This is a genomic window from Streptomyces humi, from assembly GCF_001005085.2.
Classification (GTDB): Bacteria; Actinomycetota; Actinomycetes; order Streptomycetales; family Streptomycetaceae; genus Streptomyces; species Streptomyces humi.
Genome location: NZ_LBMU02000013.1, coordinates 19,779 through 38,287, shown reverse-complemented (window position 1 = coordinate 38,287; position 18,509 = coordinate 19,779). Strand labels below are relative to the sequence as shown.

Here is an 18,509-nt window from a genome sequence, read left to right as displayed (position 1 = left end):
CGCCTCGCTGAAAGCTGAACCCGAAAGAAGAGCTGAACGAAAGAAGAGCTGAACGCGAAGGACGAAGAGACGAAGAGACGAAGAAGAGCCCGGCGCCGGAGAGTCCCCCAAGACTCTCCGGCGCCGGGTCACCCCCGCAACCCCCGTATGCGGTGGTCTTCGTGTCCGTCCCGTCAGTCCGTCGCGATCGCGTTCAGGACGTTCATGCGGCCCGCGCGGAACGCCGGGACCAGCGCGGCGAACAGGCCCACGAAGGCCGAGCCGACGAAGACACCGATGATCGTGGGCCAGGGGATCTCCAGGACCTTCAGCCCCTGGAGGGCGAGCAGTTTCTGGGCCGTCGCGCCCCAGCCCATGCCCAGGCCGAGGCCGAGCAGGGCGCCGAACAGGGCGATCACCACGGACTCCATGCGGATCATGCGGCGCAGCTGCCGGCGGGAGAGACCGATGGCCCGCATGAGGCCGATCTCCCGGGTGCGCTCGACGACCGACAGGGCCAGGGTGTTCACGACACCGAGGACCGCCACGATGATCGCCAGGGCGAGCAGACCGTAGATCAGGTTCAGGAGCTGGCCGATCTGGTCCTTCAGCGCCTGCTTGTAGTCGGTCTGGTCGCGCACCGTGTACTGCGGGTAGTCGTGCAGGGCGGACTTGAGGGACGTGTACGCGGCGTCCTGCTGCCCGTCCTTGGCGGTGGCGAAGACCAGCTGGTCCAGTGGCATCTTGTCGGCCGGCACGTACTTGGCGAGCGTGGCGATGGAGATGTACTTGGCGCCCTGGTCGATGACGACGTCACTGCTGGTGATCGCGCGGACCGTGAGGTGGGCGGTGCCGCCGTCCCTGAACCTGACGGTGATCTTCGACCCGAGGTGGATGCCGTGTGCCTTGGCGAACTTCTCGTGCACGGACATCGAGTCGGGCCGGTAGGCGTCCTTGAGGTCGCCGGCGACCGTCTTGGTGCGCAGGTCGGTGGCGTACGTCGGGTCGGCCGCCGTGATGTCGGTGTCCTTGAGGGTCTTCCCGTCGGGCGTGATGTAGTCGGCGGTGGTGTCCCGGTACTCGGTGACCCGCGCGAGCCCCGGCACGTCCTTGACCGCCGCCACCGCCTGCGGGGTGATCCGCTGGCCGCTGTCGGACTGGATGATGAAGTCGGTGCCGACGGTCTTGTCGAGCTGGTCCGACGCGGAGGCGACCATGGAGGAGCCGACCACCGAGAGGCAGGCGACCAGGGCGAGGCCGATCATCAGGGCGGCGCCGGTGGCGCCGGTGCGGCGCGGGTTGCGCAGCGCGTTGCGTTCGGCCATGCGTCCGACGGGGCCGAACATCCGCAGCAGGACGGCGCCGAGGACGCGGACGACCCCGCCCGCGAGCAGCGGGCCGATGACCACGAACCCGATCAGTGAGAGCACGATGCCGAGGCCCAGCCAGAGCGAGCCCTCCTTGGCCTTGTCCGCGGTCGAGGCGAGGTAGAGGCCGTAGCCGCCGCCGGCGGTCAGGAGAAGGCCGATCAGGGCGCGTACGAGGCCCGCCCTGGCGTCGGCGGGGGCGCCCGCGTCGCGGAGCGCGGCCATCGGGGAGACCTTGCCGGCGCGCCGCGCGGGCAGGTAGGCGGCGAGGACGGTGACGACAACGCCGAGGACCAGTCCGATCACCGGGGTGGTCCAGGCGACCGTCAGGTCACCGGTCGACAGGTGCATGCCCATCTGGCCCATGAGTTTCATCAGACCGACCGCGATGCCGACGCCCGCGCCGACGCCGAGCACCGAGCCGACGACGCCGAGCAGCAGGGCCTCGACGAGCACGGACCGGTTGACCTGGCGGCGACTGGAGCCGATGGCCCGCATCAGGCCGATCTCGCGGGTGCGCTGGGCGACCAGCATGGAGAAGGTGTTGATGATCAGGAAGATGCCGACCAGGAAGGCGATCCCGGCGAAGCCGAGCATCGCGTACCTCATGACGTTCATGAAGCCCTCGACGTCCTTCTGGTTGGCGTCGGCGGTCTCCTTGGCCGTCTGCACCTTGTAGGCGGCGCCGAGTTCGGCGGTCACGTTCTTCTTCAGCTGCGGGTCGGTCACGCCGGGCGCCGCGGTCACGTTGACGTTGGTGAAGACGCCGGTCCGTCCGACGAGCGTCCGCTGCGCGGTCCTGGTGTCCAGGTAGAAGATCGCGGCACCGGGGTTGGTGACCGTGAAGTCGGCGATGCCGGAGATCTTCGCGGTGTGTGTGCCGACCGCGCTGATCACGCCGATCTCGTCGCCGAGCGTCAGGTGGTGCTTGTCGGCGGTGTCGGCGTCGACCATGATCTGGCCGGCGTTCCTCGGCGCCGTACCGGAGGTGATCTTCATCGTGCGGGCGTCGTTGGAGTTCCAGCTGCCGACGATGGTCGGGGCGCCGCTGGACGGCGACAGGCTGTCCTTCTCGGCGTCGACGACGGTCACGGTCGTCGAGAAGACCGTCCCCTCCGCCGCCTTGACGCCCTGCGCCGCCCGGACCCGGGTGACCACCGAGGCGGGCATGACCGGCGGCCTGCCGTTGTCGGAGGTCGTCTCACCCGTGTCCGAGGCGCTCCTGGCGCTGACCGTCACATCGGACGAGGTCGCCGCGAACAGCTTGTCGAACGTCGTGTTCATGGTGTCGGTGAACACGAGGGTGCCGCACACGAACGCCACCGACAGCAGCACGGCGACCGCCGACAGGGCCATCCGCCCCTTGTGCGCGAAGAAGTTGCGCATCGAGGTCCTCAGGACGGTCATGACGTACGCCCCCGCGCGTCGAAGTCCTTCATGCGGTCCAGGACGGAGTCCGCGGTGGGCTTGAACATCTCGTCGACTATCCGGCCGTCGGCGAGGTAGAGGACGCGGTCCGCGTAGGAGGCGGCCACCGGGTCGTGGGTGACCATGACGATCGTCTGGCCCAGTTCGTCCACGGAGCGGCGCAGGAAGCCGAGGACCTCCGCGCCCGCGCGGGAGTCGAGGTTCCCGGTCGGCTCGTCACCGAAGATGATCTCGGGGCGGGCGGCGAGGGCGCGCGCCACCGCGACGCGCTGCTGCTGACCGCCCGAGAGCTGCGTGGGGCGGTGCTTGAGCCGGTCCGCGAGCCCCACGGTGGTGACCACGCGGTCCAGCCACTCCTTGTCGGGGCGGCGCCCGGCGATGTCCATGGGGAGCGTGATGTTCTCCAGCGCGTTCAGCGTCGGCAGCAGGTTGAACGCCTGGAAGATGAACCCGATCCGGTCCCGGCGCAGCTTGGTGAGCTTCTTGTCCTTCAGGCCGGTGATCTCGGTCTCGTCCAGGTGGATCTGACCGCTGGTCACGGTGTCGAGCCCGGCGAGGCAGTGCATCAGGGTGGACTTGCCGGACCCCGAGGGGCCCATGATCGCGGTGAACTGACCCCGCGCGATGTCCACGTCGACATGGTCGAGGGCGACGACGCGGGTCTCACCGGACCCGTACGCCTTGACGACCTGCCGCGCCCGCGCGGCAACGGCCGTACGCCCTCCAGTACCCCCGTGCCTGGGAATGGTCACAGCCGATGTCACGGTATGTCTCCTAAGTCGGTCAGCGAACGGACAGCCCTGTGCTGCGCCTTGCTGAAGTGCGGTTGGTACGACGATCAGTGCGGCGATCGGTACGACGACGAGTCTCGCGGTGGGCGGGGCCGCTCCGCGCTGGTGCGAAGCCCCGTCTTTCCCGGGGGAAAACCCCACCCCCCGAGGTTCGGTCAGCCGCCCCCCGGCGGCGTAAAGCCAGGTTAAGGACGACGGGGGTGCCTTCTCGTCCTCCGGCGGTACGACCCCTCCCCGAGCCCTGGTACGGAGAACCCCCTAGGGGTCGTCCACCGTCGGGTGGAGACGTTCTCAGGGTCCGGCTCCACCCGCCGCCGGCAGCAGCCTCCACCCTCCCGTCGCGTCAGACGCAAGCGGAGATGCGTTTCCGGCAGGCGGACGCGTACTCCCGCCGGGTGGAGGCGGATGGGAAGCTGTCGTACGGGATCTGGATGCACGCGACATGCATGCACCCGGCACGGATGCGTGGGGGACGCAGGAGGAGGGGGTCCGGCGTGGGGAGTACGACGCCCGCGACACGTGCTGCCGGGCGGCAGGCCGGGGCGGGCCGGCGGAGGGCCGTGGTGGCCGCGCTGATGCTCGCCATGGCGCTGGCCGCGCTCGACTCCACCGTCGTCTCGACCGCCGTACCGCAGATCGTCGGGGACCTCGGCGGGTTCTCGGTCTTCTCCTGGCTGTTCTCCGGCTATCTGCTGGCCGTGACGGTGACGCTGCCGGTGTACGGCAAGCTCTCCGACACCTTCGGCCGCAAGCCGGTGCTGGTGGCGGGCGCGGCGGTGTTCCTGCTGGGGTCGGTGCTGTGCGCGGCCGCCTGGAACATGGGCGCGCTGATCGCGTTCCGGATCGTGCAGGGGCTCGGCGGCGGTGCGTTGCAGGGCACCGTGCAGACCCTCGCGGCCGACCTGTACCCGCTGGAGGACCGGCCGAAGATCCAGTCGAAGCTGTCCACGGTGTGGGCGGTGTCGGCGGTCGCCGGGCCCGGGCTCGGCGGGGTGCTGGCCACGTACGCGGACTGGCGGTGGATCTTCCTGATCAACCTGCCGATCGGGGCGGCGGCGCTCTGGCTGATAGCGCGTCACCTCCACGAGCCGGAGCGTGCGCCGCGCACGCCTCCGCGGGTGGACTGGGCGGGCGCGTTGGCGGTCTTCGCGTGCGGGGGCGTGCTGCTGACGGCGCTCGTGCAGGGCGGGGTGGCGTGGGCCTGGTGGTCCGCGCCCTCGTGCGCGCTGTTCGGCGCCGGGCTCGCGCTGGCGGCGCTCGTGGTGCGGATCGAGCGCCGGGCGGCCGAGCCGATCATCCCGGGGTGGGTGTGGCGGCGCCGGACGATCGCGGCCGTCAACCTGGCGCTGGGCGCGCTGGGGCTGCTGATGGTGGCGCCGACGGTGTTCCTGCCGACGTACGCGCAGTCGGTGCTCGGCCTCGCTCCGGTGGCCGCCGGGTTCGTCCTGTCGGTGTGGACGCTGACCTGGCCGCTCTCGGCGGCCCTCAGCCAGCACGTGTACCGGCGCGTCGGCTTCCGCGACACCGCGCTGCTCGGCATCGGCGCGGCCGCGCTGGTCCTGTTCGCGTTCCCGTTCCTGCCCTACCCCGGGTCGGCCTGGCAGCCGACGCTGCTGATGTGCCTGCTGGGCGCCGCGCTGGGCCTGTTCCAGCTGCCGCTGATCGTCGGGGTGCAGTCGACGGTCGGCTGGGCGGAGCGGGGCACCACGACCGCGTCCGTGCTGTTCTGCCGGCAGACCGGGCAGACGCTCGGCGCCTCGCTGTTCGGCGCGGTCGCCAACGGGGTGCTGGCGGCCCGGCTGGGCAGCTCGGGCGACCTCGACTCCGTCACGCGCGCGCTGGACGACGGAACGGCCCCCGAGGCCACCCGGCACGCGATCGCGGACGCGGTCCACGCGGTGTACCTCGGCGCGGCGTGCGCCGCCGCACTGGCGTTCCTGGTGCTGCTGTTCGTGGCGCCCCGGCGCTTCCCCGTCCTCGAGAACTGACTCCCGCCCCAGGGTTAACGCGGGTAACACCCGAGGTCAGACACGTCCTGATGAAGTAAGCGCATACCGACCGCCCAGTTCGGGGAAAACAGCGCGCACCTCGGATACCTGCGAGTAACGTGCGTGCCCCGCTCCCTCCTCTCCCTGCGGTCCGCCGCCACGGACCCGAGCCACGCAAGGAGCACCGGGATGTCCCACGACCCCTGCCCGTCCGACCCACCCCGGCTGACCTATCCCTGGGCACCACCGCCGCCCGAGCCGTCGCGACCGCGCCACGTGCCGCACCGGGAGCCGGTCGGCCACCACAGCGACCTGCGCGTGCTGCGCGGCGCCTACCGCCTCCAGAGACGCGCCGCGACCCTCACCGCGCTCGGCTACTTCACCCTGTTCCTGATGCTGTCGGCGTTCGCGCCGGGCGTGATGACGAGCACGGTCGCCGACGGCGTACCGGCGGGACTGCTGCTGGCGGTCCTGCAACTGCCCGTCACCTGGCTGGCGATCGTCCTGTACGAGCGCACCGCCCGCCGCCACGTCGACCCGCTCGCCGACCGCATCCGCAGAACCACCGAACTGGACGCCAGGCGGGGAGCCGTGCGGTGACCGGGTTCAGCGACTCCGCGCAGTCCATGTCGCTGGTCGCCTTCACCGTCGTCGCCACGCTCACCCTGCTGCTGTGCGTGATGACCGGCCCCGACCGTGACGACCTCGACGAGTTCTACACCGGCTACAACTCCCTCTCCCCGCTGCGCAACGGCCTCGCCATCGCCGGCGACTACATCTCCGCGGCCACCGTCCTCGGCACCGGCGGCGTGATCGCCCTGTGCGGCTACGACGGTGTGGTGCTCGCCCTCAGCACCGCGCTCTCGCTGCTGCTGCTGATGTTCCTGCTGGCCGAACCGCTGCGCAACGCGGGCCGGTTCACCATGGGCGACGCGCTGGCCCGGCGGATGCCCGGCCGTTCGGTACGGATCGCGGCCTGCGCGGTGACCATCGCCGCCCTGCTGCCGCTGATGCTGGTCCAACTCGCGGGCGCCGGGCAGCTGATGGCCTTCGTCCTCGGCTTCTCCGACGCGGCGGTGGGGACCGGCTGCGTCGTCGGCCTCGGCGCCCTGATGATCAGTTACGCGGCCATCGGCGGCATGAAGGGCACCGCCCTCATCCAGATCCTGAAGATCGTCATGCTGCTCGGCTCCGGCACCGTGGTCGCCGTACTGGTCCTGCACCGCTTCGACTGGGACCCGGGCACCCTGCTCACCGCGGCGGCCGAGGGCAGCGGCGCCGGCGCCGCCTTCCTGCACTCGGGCCTCCAGTTCACCGGCGGTCCCGCACCCCGGCTGGACATGATCAGCTCGGAGCTGACCATCGTCCTCGGCGGCGCCTGCCTGCCGCACATCACCATGCGCATGTACACCGCCTCCAGCGCCCGCCAGGTACGCCGTTCGATGTCCTGGGCCGTGTCGTGCGTGGCCCTGTTCGTGCTGATCGTCAGCGTCGTCGGGTTCGGCGCCACCGCCCTGCTCGGCCGGGCCGCCGTCACCGCCGCCGACCCGCAGGGCAACACCGCCTACCTGCTGGGCTCGCGCGCGGCGTTCGGATCCGGCGTGTCGACGGCGGAGACCCTGCTCCTCACCACCGTCACCACGGCGGTCTTCCTGACCCTGCTGGCCTCCGTCGCCGGCATGATCCTCGCCTGCGCCAACTCCCTCGCCCACGACGTACTCGCCACCCGGGGCCGGGAGCTGCCCGCCCGCCGCGAGATGACCCTGGCCCGCGTCTCCGCGCTGGCCATAGGAGTCCCCACGATCCTGCTGGCGGTCCTGGTGCAGCACCACACCCTGCAACCCCTGGTCACCCTCTCCTTCTGCCTCGGCGCCTCCGCCCTCGCCCCCGCCCTGGTCTACGGCCTCTTCTGGCGCCGCTACACCCGCACCGGCCTGCTCTGCACGCTCCTCGGCGGCAGCCTCACCGTGCTGCTCCTGATGCCCGGCACGAACCTGGTCTCGGGCGCGCCGGGCGCCGCCTTCCCGCACGCCGACTTCAACTGGTTCCCGTTCACCACCACCGGCATCGTCTCCATCCCGGCCGGCTTCCTGCTGGGCTGGCTGGGCACGGTCGCCTCCGGCCGCAGCGGGGCCGCGGAACAGCGACGGCAGTACGAGGCCGTGGAGGGCTGGATCCTGGCTGGAGCCGGGCGCCGCAGGGCGTGACGGGGCCGCGCTCCGCAGGGGCGCCGTGCGGCGGGACCCGCTGCCCGAAGGCGGGGTGCCGCGGGGGGCGCTATTCCGCCGCCGCGCGCCCCGTCAGGGTCATCAGGCTGTCCCGCATGTGGTCCATGTGCGCCTGGACGTCGTCCCAGGTCTCCCCGTGCTCGCGCAGCACCCGTTCGGTCTCGCGCGCGATGCGCTCCTCACGCAGCCGCGCCTCCGTGAGGATCTCGGCGGCACGGACGTGGGCCTCCTCCTCGGAGCGCCGCGCCGACTCCTTCGCCTCCTCCAGAGCCCGCTCCGCCTCCTCCAGGGCGGCCTCGGCGCGGGCGATGCGCTCGGCGTTGTGCGCGTCGACCGCGGCGGCGCTCGCGACCTCCTCGCGCTCCGCCTCCGCCCAGCTCTCCGCCTGCTGCTTGACCTGGTCCGCCAGCATCGCCGTGGTGCGCTGCCGCACCTCGCGCAACGCCGCCAGCGCCTCGCCGCGCAGCTCCTTCACCTCGAGACGGGCCCCGATGCGGATGTCGTCCGCCTCGGCACGCGCGGCGAGGAGCAGCCGGCGGGCGTGTTCCTCGGCGTCCGCGCGGAGCGCGTCGGCCTCCTCCTGAGCCGTGCGGCGCGCGTTCTCGGCCCGCTCCGCGGACTGCGCCACCCCGTCCGTCAGCTCCCGCCGGGCGTTGCCCAGCAGCGCCGCCGCCTCGTCCTGCACCAGCCGGAACACCCGCTGGGCCCGGTCCCCGAGCGCCTCGTAGGACTGGGGCGGCAGCTCCGCGACAGCGGTGCGCAGCCGCTCCGCCTCCGCGCCCATGTCCTTGGCGAGCACGGTGAGCCGCGCGGCCCGCTCCCACGCCGCGTCCCGGTCCTCGGAGAGCGCCGCCAGGAACGACTCGACCTGCTCGGGGCGGTAGCCACGCCCCCGGACGGTCGCGAAGTCGTACGGCGACATCGATGCGCTGCTCACCCTGGTACCCCTCTCCACCGGACCGCACGAAATGATGATTTCGCGCACATCTTGATGGATGGGACGTAAGTGTTCATAACGCGACACTCCGCAGAGATGTCACGGCCGAAGCACCCCACGGCAGAACCGGGCACGCGAACACGCCAGGGGGCGCGCGGGTACAGCCGCGCGCCCTCCGGCAGCGGGTCAGCGGCCGGCACGCAGACGCGCACACGCACGTGGGGCCGGTCCGGTCGTCCGACCGGACCGGCCCCACCGGTCTTCCTGCCGCCCTACAGCAGCCCGTCCCACATCTGTTCCAGCAGCACCGACCACCAGCTCTCCGGCGAACCCAGCGCCGCCGGGTCCAGGGAGGCCAGCTGGGCCTGGAAGTCGACGGTCCAGCGGCCCGCCTGCTCCTGGTTCAGGCCGAACCTGAGACGCCACATCCGGCCCAGCAGCGCCAGGCAGCGCGCGAACTCCGGCAGCCCGGTGTTGACGAACTGCGGGGGCACGGACGCACCGCCCGGCCCGGCCTCCACCGGAACGGCCACGATGTTCGCGGTGCCGTACTGCACACACACCGCCTTGCCGAAGTCGGTGCCCATGACGAGGTACGACCCCGCGTCCGGCGCCGGCCGCACGCCGCGTTCCTGCGCCAGCTCCGCCAGCGTCGGCACCGGCCGGCCCGGCTGGGCCTGCGCCCAGAAGAACGGCCCCATGTCCAGCGGCAGGCCCGCCGCGACCAGCATGTGCGCCACGATCGGCGGCACGCCCTGCCGGTCCACCGCCGCCTGCTCGAAGCGGAACACGCCAGGACCGAACGCCGCGCCCAGCTCCTGCGCGATCGCCTCAGGCGGGATCGGCGGCGCCGCCTGCACCTGCGGCAACGGCGCCCGCACCGGCGCGGGCCGCGCCGGACCCGCGGCCACCTGGTGCAGCTCGCCCTGGTGCGCCAGCAGCTGACGCATCCCCTGCTGCCGGCTCGCGTGATCCGTCCCGTACGGCGCGATGCTCGCCAGCCGGGCCTGCGGCCACTGCTCCCGGATCATCCGCGCGCAGTAGGCCCCCGGCAGCTCGCACGGCTCCAGCTCCGTGTGCAGCTCCAGCACCTGGTCCGGCGGCACGTTCATGGCCCGCAGCTCGTGGTAGATCTGCCACTCCGGATGCGGTGTGCCCGGCGCGGAACGCCGGATCAGCTGCTGCTCCGAGCCGTCCTGCGCCCGGTAGCGCAGCACCGCCTGGTAGCCCGGACCGACCGTCGGCTGTCCCTGCTGCGGGTAGCCGTACGCCGGCGGCTGCCCGCCGGGCCCCGGCTGCCCGGACGGCGGCATGGCGCCCGGCGGCATGGGCGGCGGCATCTGCGGGGCGCCCGGCGGGATGCCGGGGGCACCCGGAGCGCCCACCGGGGGCGCGGCCAGCACGGTCTCCGCATGGTGGACCGCCCCCTGCGCGCCACCGGCCGAGCCGTGCGGACCGGGCGCGGGAGGCATGCCGGGGGCACCCGGCGGCTGCTGTGGGGCACCGGGGGCGCGCGGGGGCTGGGGTGCGCCGGTGCCGCCCGGCGCGGGGGGCACGCCAGGGGCGCCCGGCACTCCGGGAGCGCCGGGCGGGTTCGGCACACCAGGAACGCCCGCCGCACCCTGCGCGCCCGGCGCACCAGGCATGCCAGGGGCGCCCGGCGGCTGCGGCGCGCCCGGTCCCATCCCGCTCGGGTCGGCCATCATCGTGGCCGCCCGATGGACGTCTCCGGGCGGCGTACCGCCCGGAGTGCCCGGCGCACCGGGCGGGTTGGGAGCGCCCGGCGGGGTCCCCGGACCGGCCGGAGCCTCGGGCCCGCCGGGACCGGTGGACGACACCATCTGCGTGGGCGCGTACCCGCCCGGCGCGGGCGGCTCGGACGGACCCCCGAGACGCACGCCCGGCGCACCCGGGACACCCGGCGGCGGAGGCGGCGCACCGGCTCCGCCACGACCCCTGCGCGGAGGCGGAGCGGCCCTGCTGGTCGCTGCGTCCGCTATGTCACCGGCGTTCGGCGCGAGCCGCCGCTCCGGGGTGGCCGGACCGGCGGAAGGCTGGGGAGCGTGCGGCGACGAGGCCGCGTCGGGACCACCGGCGGGCGCCTGCGGATACCCGTACGACGAGGCCGCCGCTGCCTGCGGACCACCGGGCGCACCCGGCGGGGGCGTGCCCGGAGCGGCCGGAGGCTGCGGATACCCGTACGAGGAACCCCCGGGCCCCTGCGGACCACCGGGCGCACCCGGCGGGGGCGTGCCCGGAGCGGCCGGAGGCTGCGGGTAGCCGTACGACGGGGGGCCCTGCGGGGGCGTGTTGCCCTGCGGTGTGCCAGGTGCCCCTGCCGCGCCGCCCGCGACTCCGGGCGCTCCCGGCGCACCGGCCCGCGCGCCCGGCGCGTTCGGGTCGTCGAGCGCCGGGGAGACCGCCGTACGCGGCAGTTGGCTGCCGCCGGCCATCAGCGCCGTCTCGGCATCCCCCAGGGCGCCGTCGTCGGCGTCGCTCAGCGGCGGCGCGAACACCGTCGCCGGCAACGGGACGGAACGGTCCTCGCCCGCGTCGGCGTTGGTGTCGGTGCCGGCCCAAGGGGTCGCACCGGCGGACGCGTTGTGCACGCCCGGCGCACTCGAAGCCTCTCGCGCCCCGACGGACGCCCCTGCACCAGGACCAGGACCAGGACCAGCACCGGCACCGGCACCGGACGCCGGCACCCCCGCCTGCGTCTCGGCAAGCCCGATGGGACCCGCCCCGGCGTCGGATCCCGCGCGGGGAGCCGCCGACGCGTCCTCGCCCTCCGGCCGCCGATCCGGGATACCCAGCTTGTCGGCCGCCTCCTGGAGCCACTCCGGTGGACTCAGCAGGAACGACGTCTGGTTCAGGTCCACCCGCGCGGCCGGCGCCGGCACCGCGTCGGCGACCTCCGCCTCACGGCCGTACTCCTCCTCGTACCGGCGGATCACCTCGCCCACCGGCAGCGCGGGCCACAGCGTGGCCTCCCCGCTGTCCCGGGCGATGACCAGCCGCTGCCCGCCCGCGTCCGAACGCGGGCCCTCCGCGCGGTCCTCGCCCCACACCACGAACCCGAGGCCGAACTCCCGCACCCGCACCTCACGATGCTGGTACGCGGGCACGTCCCCGTTGATCCACTCCTCCGCGCGCTCCTGCGCCTGCGCGAACGTCACCATGCCGAAACTCACTCCCCCGCGTCAGCAGGGACGGCACGCGCGAAACCGCCGTCCACCATCAGGTTCGCCACCGTCTCCAGCTCCGGCGGTGACCCCGCCAGCCGCGACAGGAACACGTCGAAGTCCTCACCGCACGGCAGCAACAGCCGCTCCACCCGCTCCGCCGGCGGCCACGCGGGATCCACGTCGCGCACGTCGTCGTACGCGCAGAACCACACCGAGCCCAGCCGGTCGCCCTTCACCTTCACCGCCACCAGACCGCCCTGCACGAAGCAGACGCCCAGGTAGTCCTTGGTCAGGTGGTCGCGCAGGCACTTGTTCACGTAGACGAGGTCGTTGACCGCCGCCTCGTCCCGCACCGTGAAGAACGGCTGGTCGAACAGCAGGCCCAGGTCGGCGAGCAGGGCCGTGCCCACCGGCGCGCACCCGCCCGCCGCCTTCAGGAAGGAGCGGTAGGCGCCCGGCAGCCGGTACCCCAGGTCCTCCTCGACCCCCTGCACCTGCGACTCCGACACGGCCACACCCGACTTCGGCAGCCCGAAGTGCGCCGGCCGCGTCTCCTGCAACGGCCGCGTCCCCCGCTTCCCCTGGTCCACCTTCGCCGTCGCCACCCCGCCGTGATGCCGCAGCAGCGCCTTCACCTCGACCGGCACGAGCTCCAGGCGCCGCGACCCCACCACGTGATGCCACGTCCAGCCGTGCGGTGTCGCCACCGCCGGCACCGTGTCCCACAGCTCATGACCGGAAGCCGCCAGCACCGCGTTCGCGGACACGAAGTCCGTCAGCCGCAGTTCGTCGACACCGAAGCCCTCCGGCGGATCGGCGATCTCCGCCACCGCGCGCGCGTAGGGCGAGAAATCGGGGTAGCCACGCTCGTCAACACGTACCCCTCTCGGGTGACGTGCCGCCCGGACCGGATCCGGGAAATGCACGACCTGCCCGGCATAGGCCGCGTTCGGCGGCGCGGCCTGCTGCCCGAGCCGACCTGTCGTCATGACGGTTGCCCCCTGCGGCACTCTGTACGAGTCCGGACCACACCCCTGCGGCGCGCCACGGCCCGTATCCGGCTGTCTCTCCCACGTCCCAGACGCGTCGACCGCACCCATCGCGGTGCCGACAGCCTATGCGGTACGCGAACCCCGGTCACCGGGCCTCCGCTTCCGTGACCAGCCGTCACCCCGCCGTGACACCCTGCCCAAACCCGGGCGTGTCGCAGCGCCCCAGCTACCGCACCCGCCACGGGATTTGGCAGTCTGTGACTTTCGGGGGGATGCCCGGGAGGGGAAGACGATCATGAACGCCACGCAGACGGGACCTCACAACGCCGTGCCCGGCACGGCCCACGGCGCCTTCGGCGGCGACCCGCGCATCGGCTGGAGCAGCAGCGAAACACCTTCCGTGCCCACCCTCCAGCACCGCCGTGACGGCATTCTGCCCACCGTCGCCGCCGCCCTCTCCGTACGCGGCGCCACCCTCACCGGCACCGCCGCGCGCGGCGACCAGCCGCCCCCGCTGCACCCGTTGGTCCAGGAGTTCCTCGACACCCTCCCCAGCGGACAGCGCGACCGCTTCACCGGCCGCTGCGCCGAGGCCATCCTCATCTCACGGCACATCACCACCGCCGACGCCGCCCGCAGCAAACGCGCCCTGCGCAAACCCATGACCAACGGCGAGGCCCGCAGAGCCCTCAAGCAGGCCAAGCTCACCGCCCGCCGGATACGCGAGGACGGCGACCCCCTGCACGGCAGCTTCGCCACGCCCTGCCGGGCCTGCACCGCCCTCACCGCCCACTTCGGCGTCCGCGTCGTCGACCCCACCACCGACGACTGACACACGCCCGCACCCCGCACCCCCCGCCCCACCCGACACACGCCACCCGACCCACCACACCCGCACCCGCACCCGCACCCGCACCCGCACAGACACGAACGAAGGGCAGATGCACGCCGACCGCACCACGTCCCCCAGCCTCGGCCTCGCCCGCCCCGGAGGACCCACCACGCGCTTCCCCGCGCCCGTCGAAGCCGCCCTGCGCGCCGCCGGCTGGCAACCCGGACGCTGGGACATAAAACAGGCCGAGATCTGGGCCGACGCCCTGCGCGAACACACCTCACCCGCCGGACACCGGCACGCCGTCTTCCCCGCCGCCGTCGAAGCCTGGGCCGAGTTCGGCGGCCTGCGCATCACCCCCGGCGGAGCGGGCCGCCAGGTCGCCCCGGCCGCCCTGCACCTCGACCCCCTGCACGGCCTGCACCTCGCCCGCACCCTCGGCGACCTCGGCCGCGCCCTGGACACCGAGGTCTGCCCGCTCGGCGAGGAGACCGACACCCACTCCCTGCTGGCCGTCGACACCGAGGGACGCGTCTACACCCTCGACCACACCGGCGACTGGTACGTCGGCCCCGACATCGACCACGCCCTGGCCGCCCTCATCGCGGGCATCGAGCCACAGCGCCTGACCACGCACAACTGACCGCCCGCACCCGGACGACACGACGCCCGGCCACCGGTCAGGCCGACGGAATCACCGCCGACACGCGGAAACCCCCCGCGTCCGTCGGCCCCGACACGAACACCCCGCCCAGCCCGAGCACCCGCTCCCGCATCCCCACCAGACCGTTCCCCCCGGACGGCAGCCCGGCCGACGCCGCCGACGCCGGCTCCGGCGGCGGCTCGTTCTCCACCTGCATCGCGATCTCCGCCACCCGGTGCGCCAGCCGCACATGCGTCTTCGCGCCCGCCGCGTGCTTGTGGACGTTGGTCAGCGCCTCCTGCACCACCCGGAACGCCGTCTGCTCGATCTCCGCCGCGTACGACCGGACATCCCCCTCCACCGACAGGTCCACCACCATCCCCGCCGCCGCCGACTGCCCGATCAGCACATCGAGCTCCGCCAGCCACGGCCCCTCCTCCTCGGCCACCCGCGAAGCCGCCGCCGCGGCCGCCACCCCCACCGCCGCCAACGGCACCGAACCCGACGCCGACGCCGTCGCCGTCGCGGACACGACGGACACCGAGACCGAAGCGGACGCCGAAGCGGACGCCGACGCCGTACGGCGCTGAGCCGACTCCCCCGAGCGCAGCACCCCCAGCATCTCCCGCAGCTCCGTCAACGCCTGGCGCCCCATGTCCCCCACCAGCGCCGCGTTCCTGACCGCCTTCTCCGGGTCCTTCCGCGCCACCGCCTGCAACGCCGCCGCGTGCACCACCATCAACGACACCCGGTGCGCGACCACGTCGTGCATCTCCCGTGCGATCCGCGTGCGCTCCTCACCCCGCGCCCACTCCGCACGCTCCTCCGCGCGCTCCGCGAGCAGTTGCAGCTCCCGCTCCAGGCTGTCCGCCCGCTCCCGCAGGCTCTCCATCAGCCGACGCCGCGCACCCACGTACAACCCGAGCAGCAACGGCGGCGCCGTCAGCCCGAGGGACGTGGTGACCGCCGCGAACGGGACGAACCAGTCCCCCAGCGTCAGATCCCCCCGCGCCATGTCCTGCTTCACCCGCACGAAGGTCACGATCATCGTGCCGACCAGCGACATCCCCGCCAGCGCGACGATGATCCGGCGCGGCAGCTCCGCCGCGGCCAGCGTGTACAGGCCGACGATGCCCATCAGGAAGCCCATCTGGGCCGGCGTGATCGCGATCGCGACCAGGACGACGGCGATCGGCCACTTCCTGCGGAGCAGCAGGACCGAACCGGCCAGCAAACCGAACACGATCCCCGCCGACAGCGGGACCCCGGCGTCCCGCGCGAACGGGATGCCCTCCGCGCCGCACTCCAGCGCCGACACCAGGGCGAGCGCCCCGTCCAGAACCGCACTACGCCACCGCGACCACCACCACGGCCCGGTCAAGGCCGTCGCGTGGTCTGCCCCCGTCGTGGTCATGCGTCCAGCCTACGGGCGCGAGGGTGGGCTTTTCCGGTGAGTTTCGTCTACTGCCCTACACCACACTCCGTAACCGAACAGCCCCGAAACCCCCCGGAAACCCTCGAACTGCTGAACCATCCCCGTTCGAACCCGGAACCCCACATTCCGCCCGGACGGTATGCATATGGCACATCCACCCAGCAAATACCGGGACTTCGAGGCCCTGCGGGAACAGGCGGTGGCGCTCCGGCGGTCCGGACTCAGCCGCCGCCAGATCCGCAACCGCCTGCACATCGACAACAACGACATCCTCAACCGCCTCCTGGAGGGCGAACCGCCCCCGGACTGGACGAAGCGCCCGAACGCGAAGGACGACCTGCGCGACAGGGCACGAGAGCTACGGCGCCAAGGCTGGACTTACGACCGGATCCAAGTGGAGCTGGGCTGCTCGAAGAGCTCGATCTCGCTATGGGTACGGGATCTGCCGACGCCGGAACGGCGGAACCCGAGTGAGCAGGGAAAACTGGCGGCTCGGAAGAGGTGGGAGCACGAATCGGCGATCCGCGACACGGAACGCCAGGAGACGAAGGCAGCCGCGACGCGTGAGATCGGCGAACTGACGGACCGGGAACTGTTCATGACCGGCATCGCCCTGTACTGGGCCGAGGGGGCCAAGGACAAGCCCTACGCCCGCCGCGAGAACGTGATCTTCGTGAACAGCGACCCCAATGTCATCAAGGTCTACCTGGCCTGGCTGGATCTGCTCGGCGTTGGGCGCGAGCGCCTTCGATTCACCGTAATGATCCACGAGACCGCAGACATCACCGGCGCCGAACAGTACTGGGCCGACCTTGTCGGCGCCGACCGCTCCGCCTTCTACAAGACCAACCTCAAAAAGCACAACCCCAAGACCGTCCGCAAGAACGTCGGCGACTCCTACAGAGGTTGCCTCACTGTCCGCGTGTCCCGCGGAACCGAGTTGTACCGTCGCATCGAGGGCTGGTGGTACGGCATAGTAGTGGCTGCCACCGCAACCGATCATCAGAATCGGACATAGCGGCAGATCCATCCCGGATCGTCTAAGGGCAGGACAAACGGTTTTGGTCCGTTGAATGAGGGTTCGAATCCTTCTCCGGGAGCATGACAAGCAGCGGGCCCTGACAGCACCGTCAGGGCCCGCTCTCATGTCGTCCATGAAACGCCCCGGTATCCTGCGGATGTCACCCCCACCCGTCCAAAAAGCCGAAGGGCACATCCGTGAGCGCCATTCGCCCGGCAGCCGTCGTCGTTCTCGCAGCGGGTGAGGGCACCCGTATGAAGTCGGCCACACCCAAGGTCCTGCACCAGATCTGCGGCCGTTCCCTGGTGGGCCATGTGCTCGCCGCCTCCCGCGAGTTGGACCCCGAGAACCTGGTCGTCGTCGTCGGGCACGCGCGCGAGCAGGTCGCCGCGCATCTCGGTGAGGTCGACGCGACCGTCCGTACCGCCGTGCAGGAGCAGCAGAACGGCACCGGGCACGCCGTGCGGATGGCGCTGGAGGAGCTGGGCGGGGCCGTCGACGGGACCGTGGTCGTGGTCTGCGGGGACACCCCGCTGCTCACCGGGGAGACGCTGACGGCGCTCGCGGGGACGCACCACGCCGACGGCAACGCGGTGACCGTGCTGACGGCGGAGGTGCCGGACGCGACCGGTTACGGCCGTATCGTGCGGGACGCCGGTTCCGGCGCCGTGACGGCGATCGTGGAGCACAAGGACGCCGACGAGGCGCAGCGGGCGATCCGGGAGATCAACTCCGGGGTGTTCGCGTTCGACGGGCAGTTGCTGGCGGACGCGCTGGGCAAGGTGCGGACGGACAACAGCCAGGGTGAGGAGTACCTGACCGACGTGCTGGGGATCCTGCGGGAGGCCGGGCACCGGGTGGGGGCTTCGGTGGCGGTGGACCACCGGGAGATCGCGGGGATCAACAACCGGGTGCAGCTGGCCCAGGCGCGGCGGATCCTGAACGACCGGTTGCTGGAGCGGGCGATGCTCGCCGGGGTGACGGTCGTCGATCCGGCCACCACGTGGGTGGACGTGACGGTGACGTTCGGGCAGGACGTCGTCGTGCATCCGGGGACGCAGTTGCACGGCAGTACGCATCTGGCGGAGGGCGCGGAGGTCGGGCCGAACAGCCGGCTGCGGGACACCCGGGTCGGCGCGGGGGCGCGCGTCGACAACACGGTGTCGGACTCGGCGCACATCGGTGCGAACGCGTCGGTGGGTCCGTACGCCTATCTGCGGCCGGGGACCCGGCTGGGGGCGAAGGGCAAGATCGGTACGTACGTGGAGACGAAGAACGCCTCGATCGGCGAGGGGACCAAGATCCCGCACCTGTCCTATGTGGGTGACGCGACGATCGGGGAGTACTCGAACATCGGTGCGGCGAGTGTGTTCGTCAACTACGACGGGGAGAGCAAGCATCACACCACCGTCGGGTCGCACTGCAAGACGGGGTCGGACAACATGTTTGTGGCTCCTGTCACGGTCGGGGACGGCGCGTACACCGCTGCCGGGTCCGTGATCACGAAGGATGTGCCGCCCGGTTCGCTTGCCGTGGCCCGCGGCCAGCAGCGGAATATCGAGGGTTGGGTGGCCCGGAAGCGTCCGGGGAGCGCGGCGGCGAAGGCGGCCGAGGCGGCTTCCCGGCAGGGCGCGAGCGAGGACTGACCGGAAACAGGTGCGCCGAAGACGTCGTACCGTGATA

General features: G+C 72.3%; 13 protein-coding genes and 1 tRNA gene. 8 read left to right on the top strand and 6 right to left on the bottom strand.

Features of this window, described 5'->3' with window-relative positions:
* Positions 1-173: 173 nt before the first annotated feature.
* Both AAW13_RS04130 and AAW13_RS04125 read right to left on the bottom strand, forming a co-directional pair.
* On the bottom strand, positions 174-2,753 hold the full coding sequence (locus AAW13_RS04130; RefSeq protein WP_046731712.1) for an ABC transporter permease: 2,580 nt from the start codon (positions 2,751-2,753) through the stop codon (positions 174-176).
* Positions 2,750-3,538 (bottom strand): ABC transporter ATP-binding protein, encoded by a 789-nt coding sequence (locus AAW13_RS04125; RefSeq protein WP_046731713.1) that lies wholly within the window; start codon positions 3,536-3,538, stop codon positions 2,750-2,752. The genes AAW13_RS04130 and AAW13_RS04125 overlap by 4 nt, the downstream gene beginning before the upstream one ends.
* A 521-nt stretch (positions 3,539-4,059) precedes the next feature.
* Between AAW13_RS04125 and AAW13_RS04120 the strand changes: the two genes are divergently transcribed.
* The 3 genes from AAW13_RS04120 (at position 4,060) to AAW13_RS04110 (ending at position 7,760) form a co-directional block, all read left to right on the top strand.
* Entirely contained in the window at positions 4,060-5,553 is a 1,494-nt protein-coding gene (locus AAW13_RS04120; RefSeq protein WP_046731714.1) for an MFS transporter, read from the top strand.
* Positions 5,554-5,742: 189 nt separating this feature from the next.
* Positions 5,743-6,153: a DUF485 domain-containing protein gene (locus tag AAW13_RS04115; RefSeq protein ID WP_046731715.1), complete on the top strand. Its 411-nt coding sequence runs from the start codon at positions 5,743-5,745 to the stop codon at positions 6,151-6,153.
* Entirely contained in the window at positions 6,150-7,760 is a 1,611-nt protein-coding gene (locus AAW13_RS04110; RefSeq protein WP_240528529.1) for a sodium/solute symporter, read from the top strand. Before AAW13_RS04115 ends, AAW13_RS04110 begins: the two co-directional genes overlap by 4 nt.
* Before the next feature lie 70 nt (positions 7,761-7,830).
* Here the strand turns inward: AAW13_RS04110 and AAW13_RS04105 are convergent, their stop codons facing one another.
* The 3 genes from AAW13_RS04105 to AAW13_RS04095 form a co-directional block, all read right to left on the bottom strand.
* A complete protein-coding gene (locus AAW13_RS04105; protein ID WP_420855431.1) occupies positions 7,831-8,718 on the bottom strand; it encodes a coiled-coil domain-containing protein in 888 nt (295 codons plus the stop codon).
* Positions 8,719-8,990: 272 nt separating this feature from the next.
* Positions 8,991-11,897, bottom strand: a complete 2,907-nt coding sequence (locus AAW13_RS04100) for an SUKH-4 family immunity protein (protein ID WP_046731717.1) — start codon at positions 11,895-11,897, stop codon at positions 8,991-8,993.
* Between the two features lie 8 nt (positions 11,898-11,905).
* Positions 11,906-12,892 (bottom strand): SMI1/KNR4 family protein, encoded by a 987-nt coding sequence (locus AAW13_RS04095; RefSeq protein ID WP_071659420.1) that lies wholly within the window; start codon positions 12,890-12,892, stop codon positions 11,906-11,908.
* A gap of 298 nt (positions 12,893-13,190) precedes the next feature.
* Here AAW13_RS04095 and AAW13_RS04090 point away from each other — a divergent pair, with 298 nt between their 5' ends.
* Both AAW13_RS04090 and AAW13_RS04085 read left to right on the top strand, forming a co-directional pair.
* Positions 13,191-13,727: a YwqJ-related putative deaminase gene (locus AAW13_RS04090; protein WP_046731718.1), complete on the top strand. Its 537-nt coding sequence runs from the start codon at positions 13,191-13,193 to the stop codon at positions 13,725-13,727.
* Positions 13,728-13,836: 109 nt separating this feature from the next.
* Positions 13,837-14,370, top strand: coding sequence for an SUKH-3 domain-containing protein (locus tag AAW13_RS04085; RefSeq protein WP_046731719.1), 534 nt, complete (start codon positions 13,837-13,839; stop codon positions 14,368-14,370).
* Positions 14,371-14,407: 37 nt separating this feature from the next.
* Here the strand turns inward: AAW13_RS04085 and AAW13_RS04080 are convergent, their stop codons facing one another.
* Complete coding sequence (locus AAW13_RS04080; RefSeq protein ID WP_046731720.1) at positions 14,408-15,784, bottom strand: sensor histidine kinase; 1,377 nt, start codon at positions 15,782-15,784, stop codon at positions 14,408-14,410.
* 166 nt (positions 15,785-15,950) lie between these two features.
* Here AAW13_RS04080 and AAW13_RS04075 point away from each other — a divergent pair, with 166 nt between their 5' ends.
* The 3 genes from AAW13_RS04075 to glmU all read left to right on the top strand — a co-directional run bounded on the left by AAW13_RS04075 (position 15,951) and on the right by glmU (position 18,472).
* Entirely contained in the window at positions 15,951-16,823 is an 873-nt protein-coding gene (locus AAW13_RS04075) for a hypothetical protein (RefSeq protein WP_046731721.1), read from the top strand.
* An 11-nt stretch (positions 16,824-16,834) separates the two neighbouring features.
* Positions 16,835-16,905 (top strand) — tRNA-Gln (locus tag AAW13_RS04070).
* A 118-nt stretch (positions 16,906-17,023) separates the two neighbouring features.
* The gene (glmU, locus tag AAW13_RS04065; protein WP_071659419.1) at positions 17,024-18,472 is read left to right on the top strand and encodes a bifunctional UDP-N-acetylglucosamine diphosphorylase/glucosamine-1-phosphate N-acetyltransferase GlmU; all 1,449 of its coding nucleotides are present in this window, start codon (positions 17,024-17,026) and stop codon (positions 18,470-18,472) included.
* Positions 18,473-18,509: the final 37 nt, after the last annotated feature.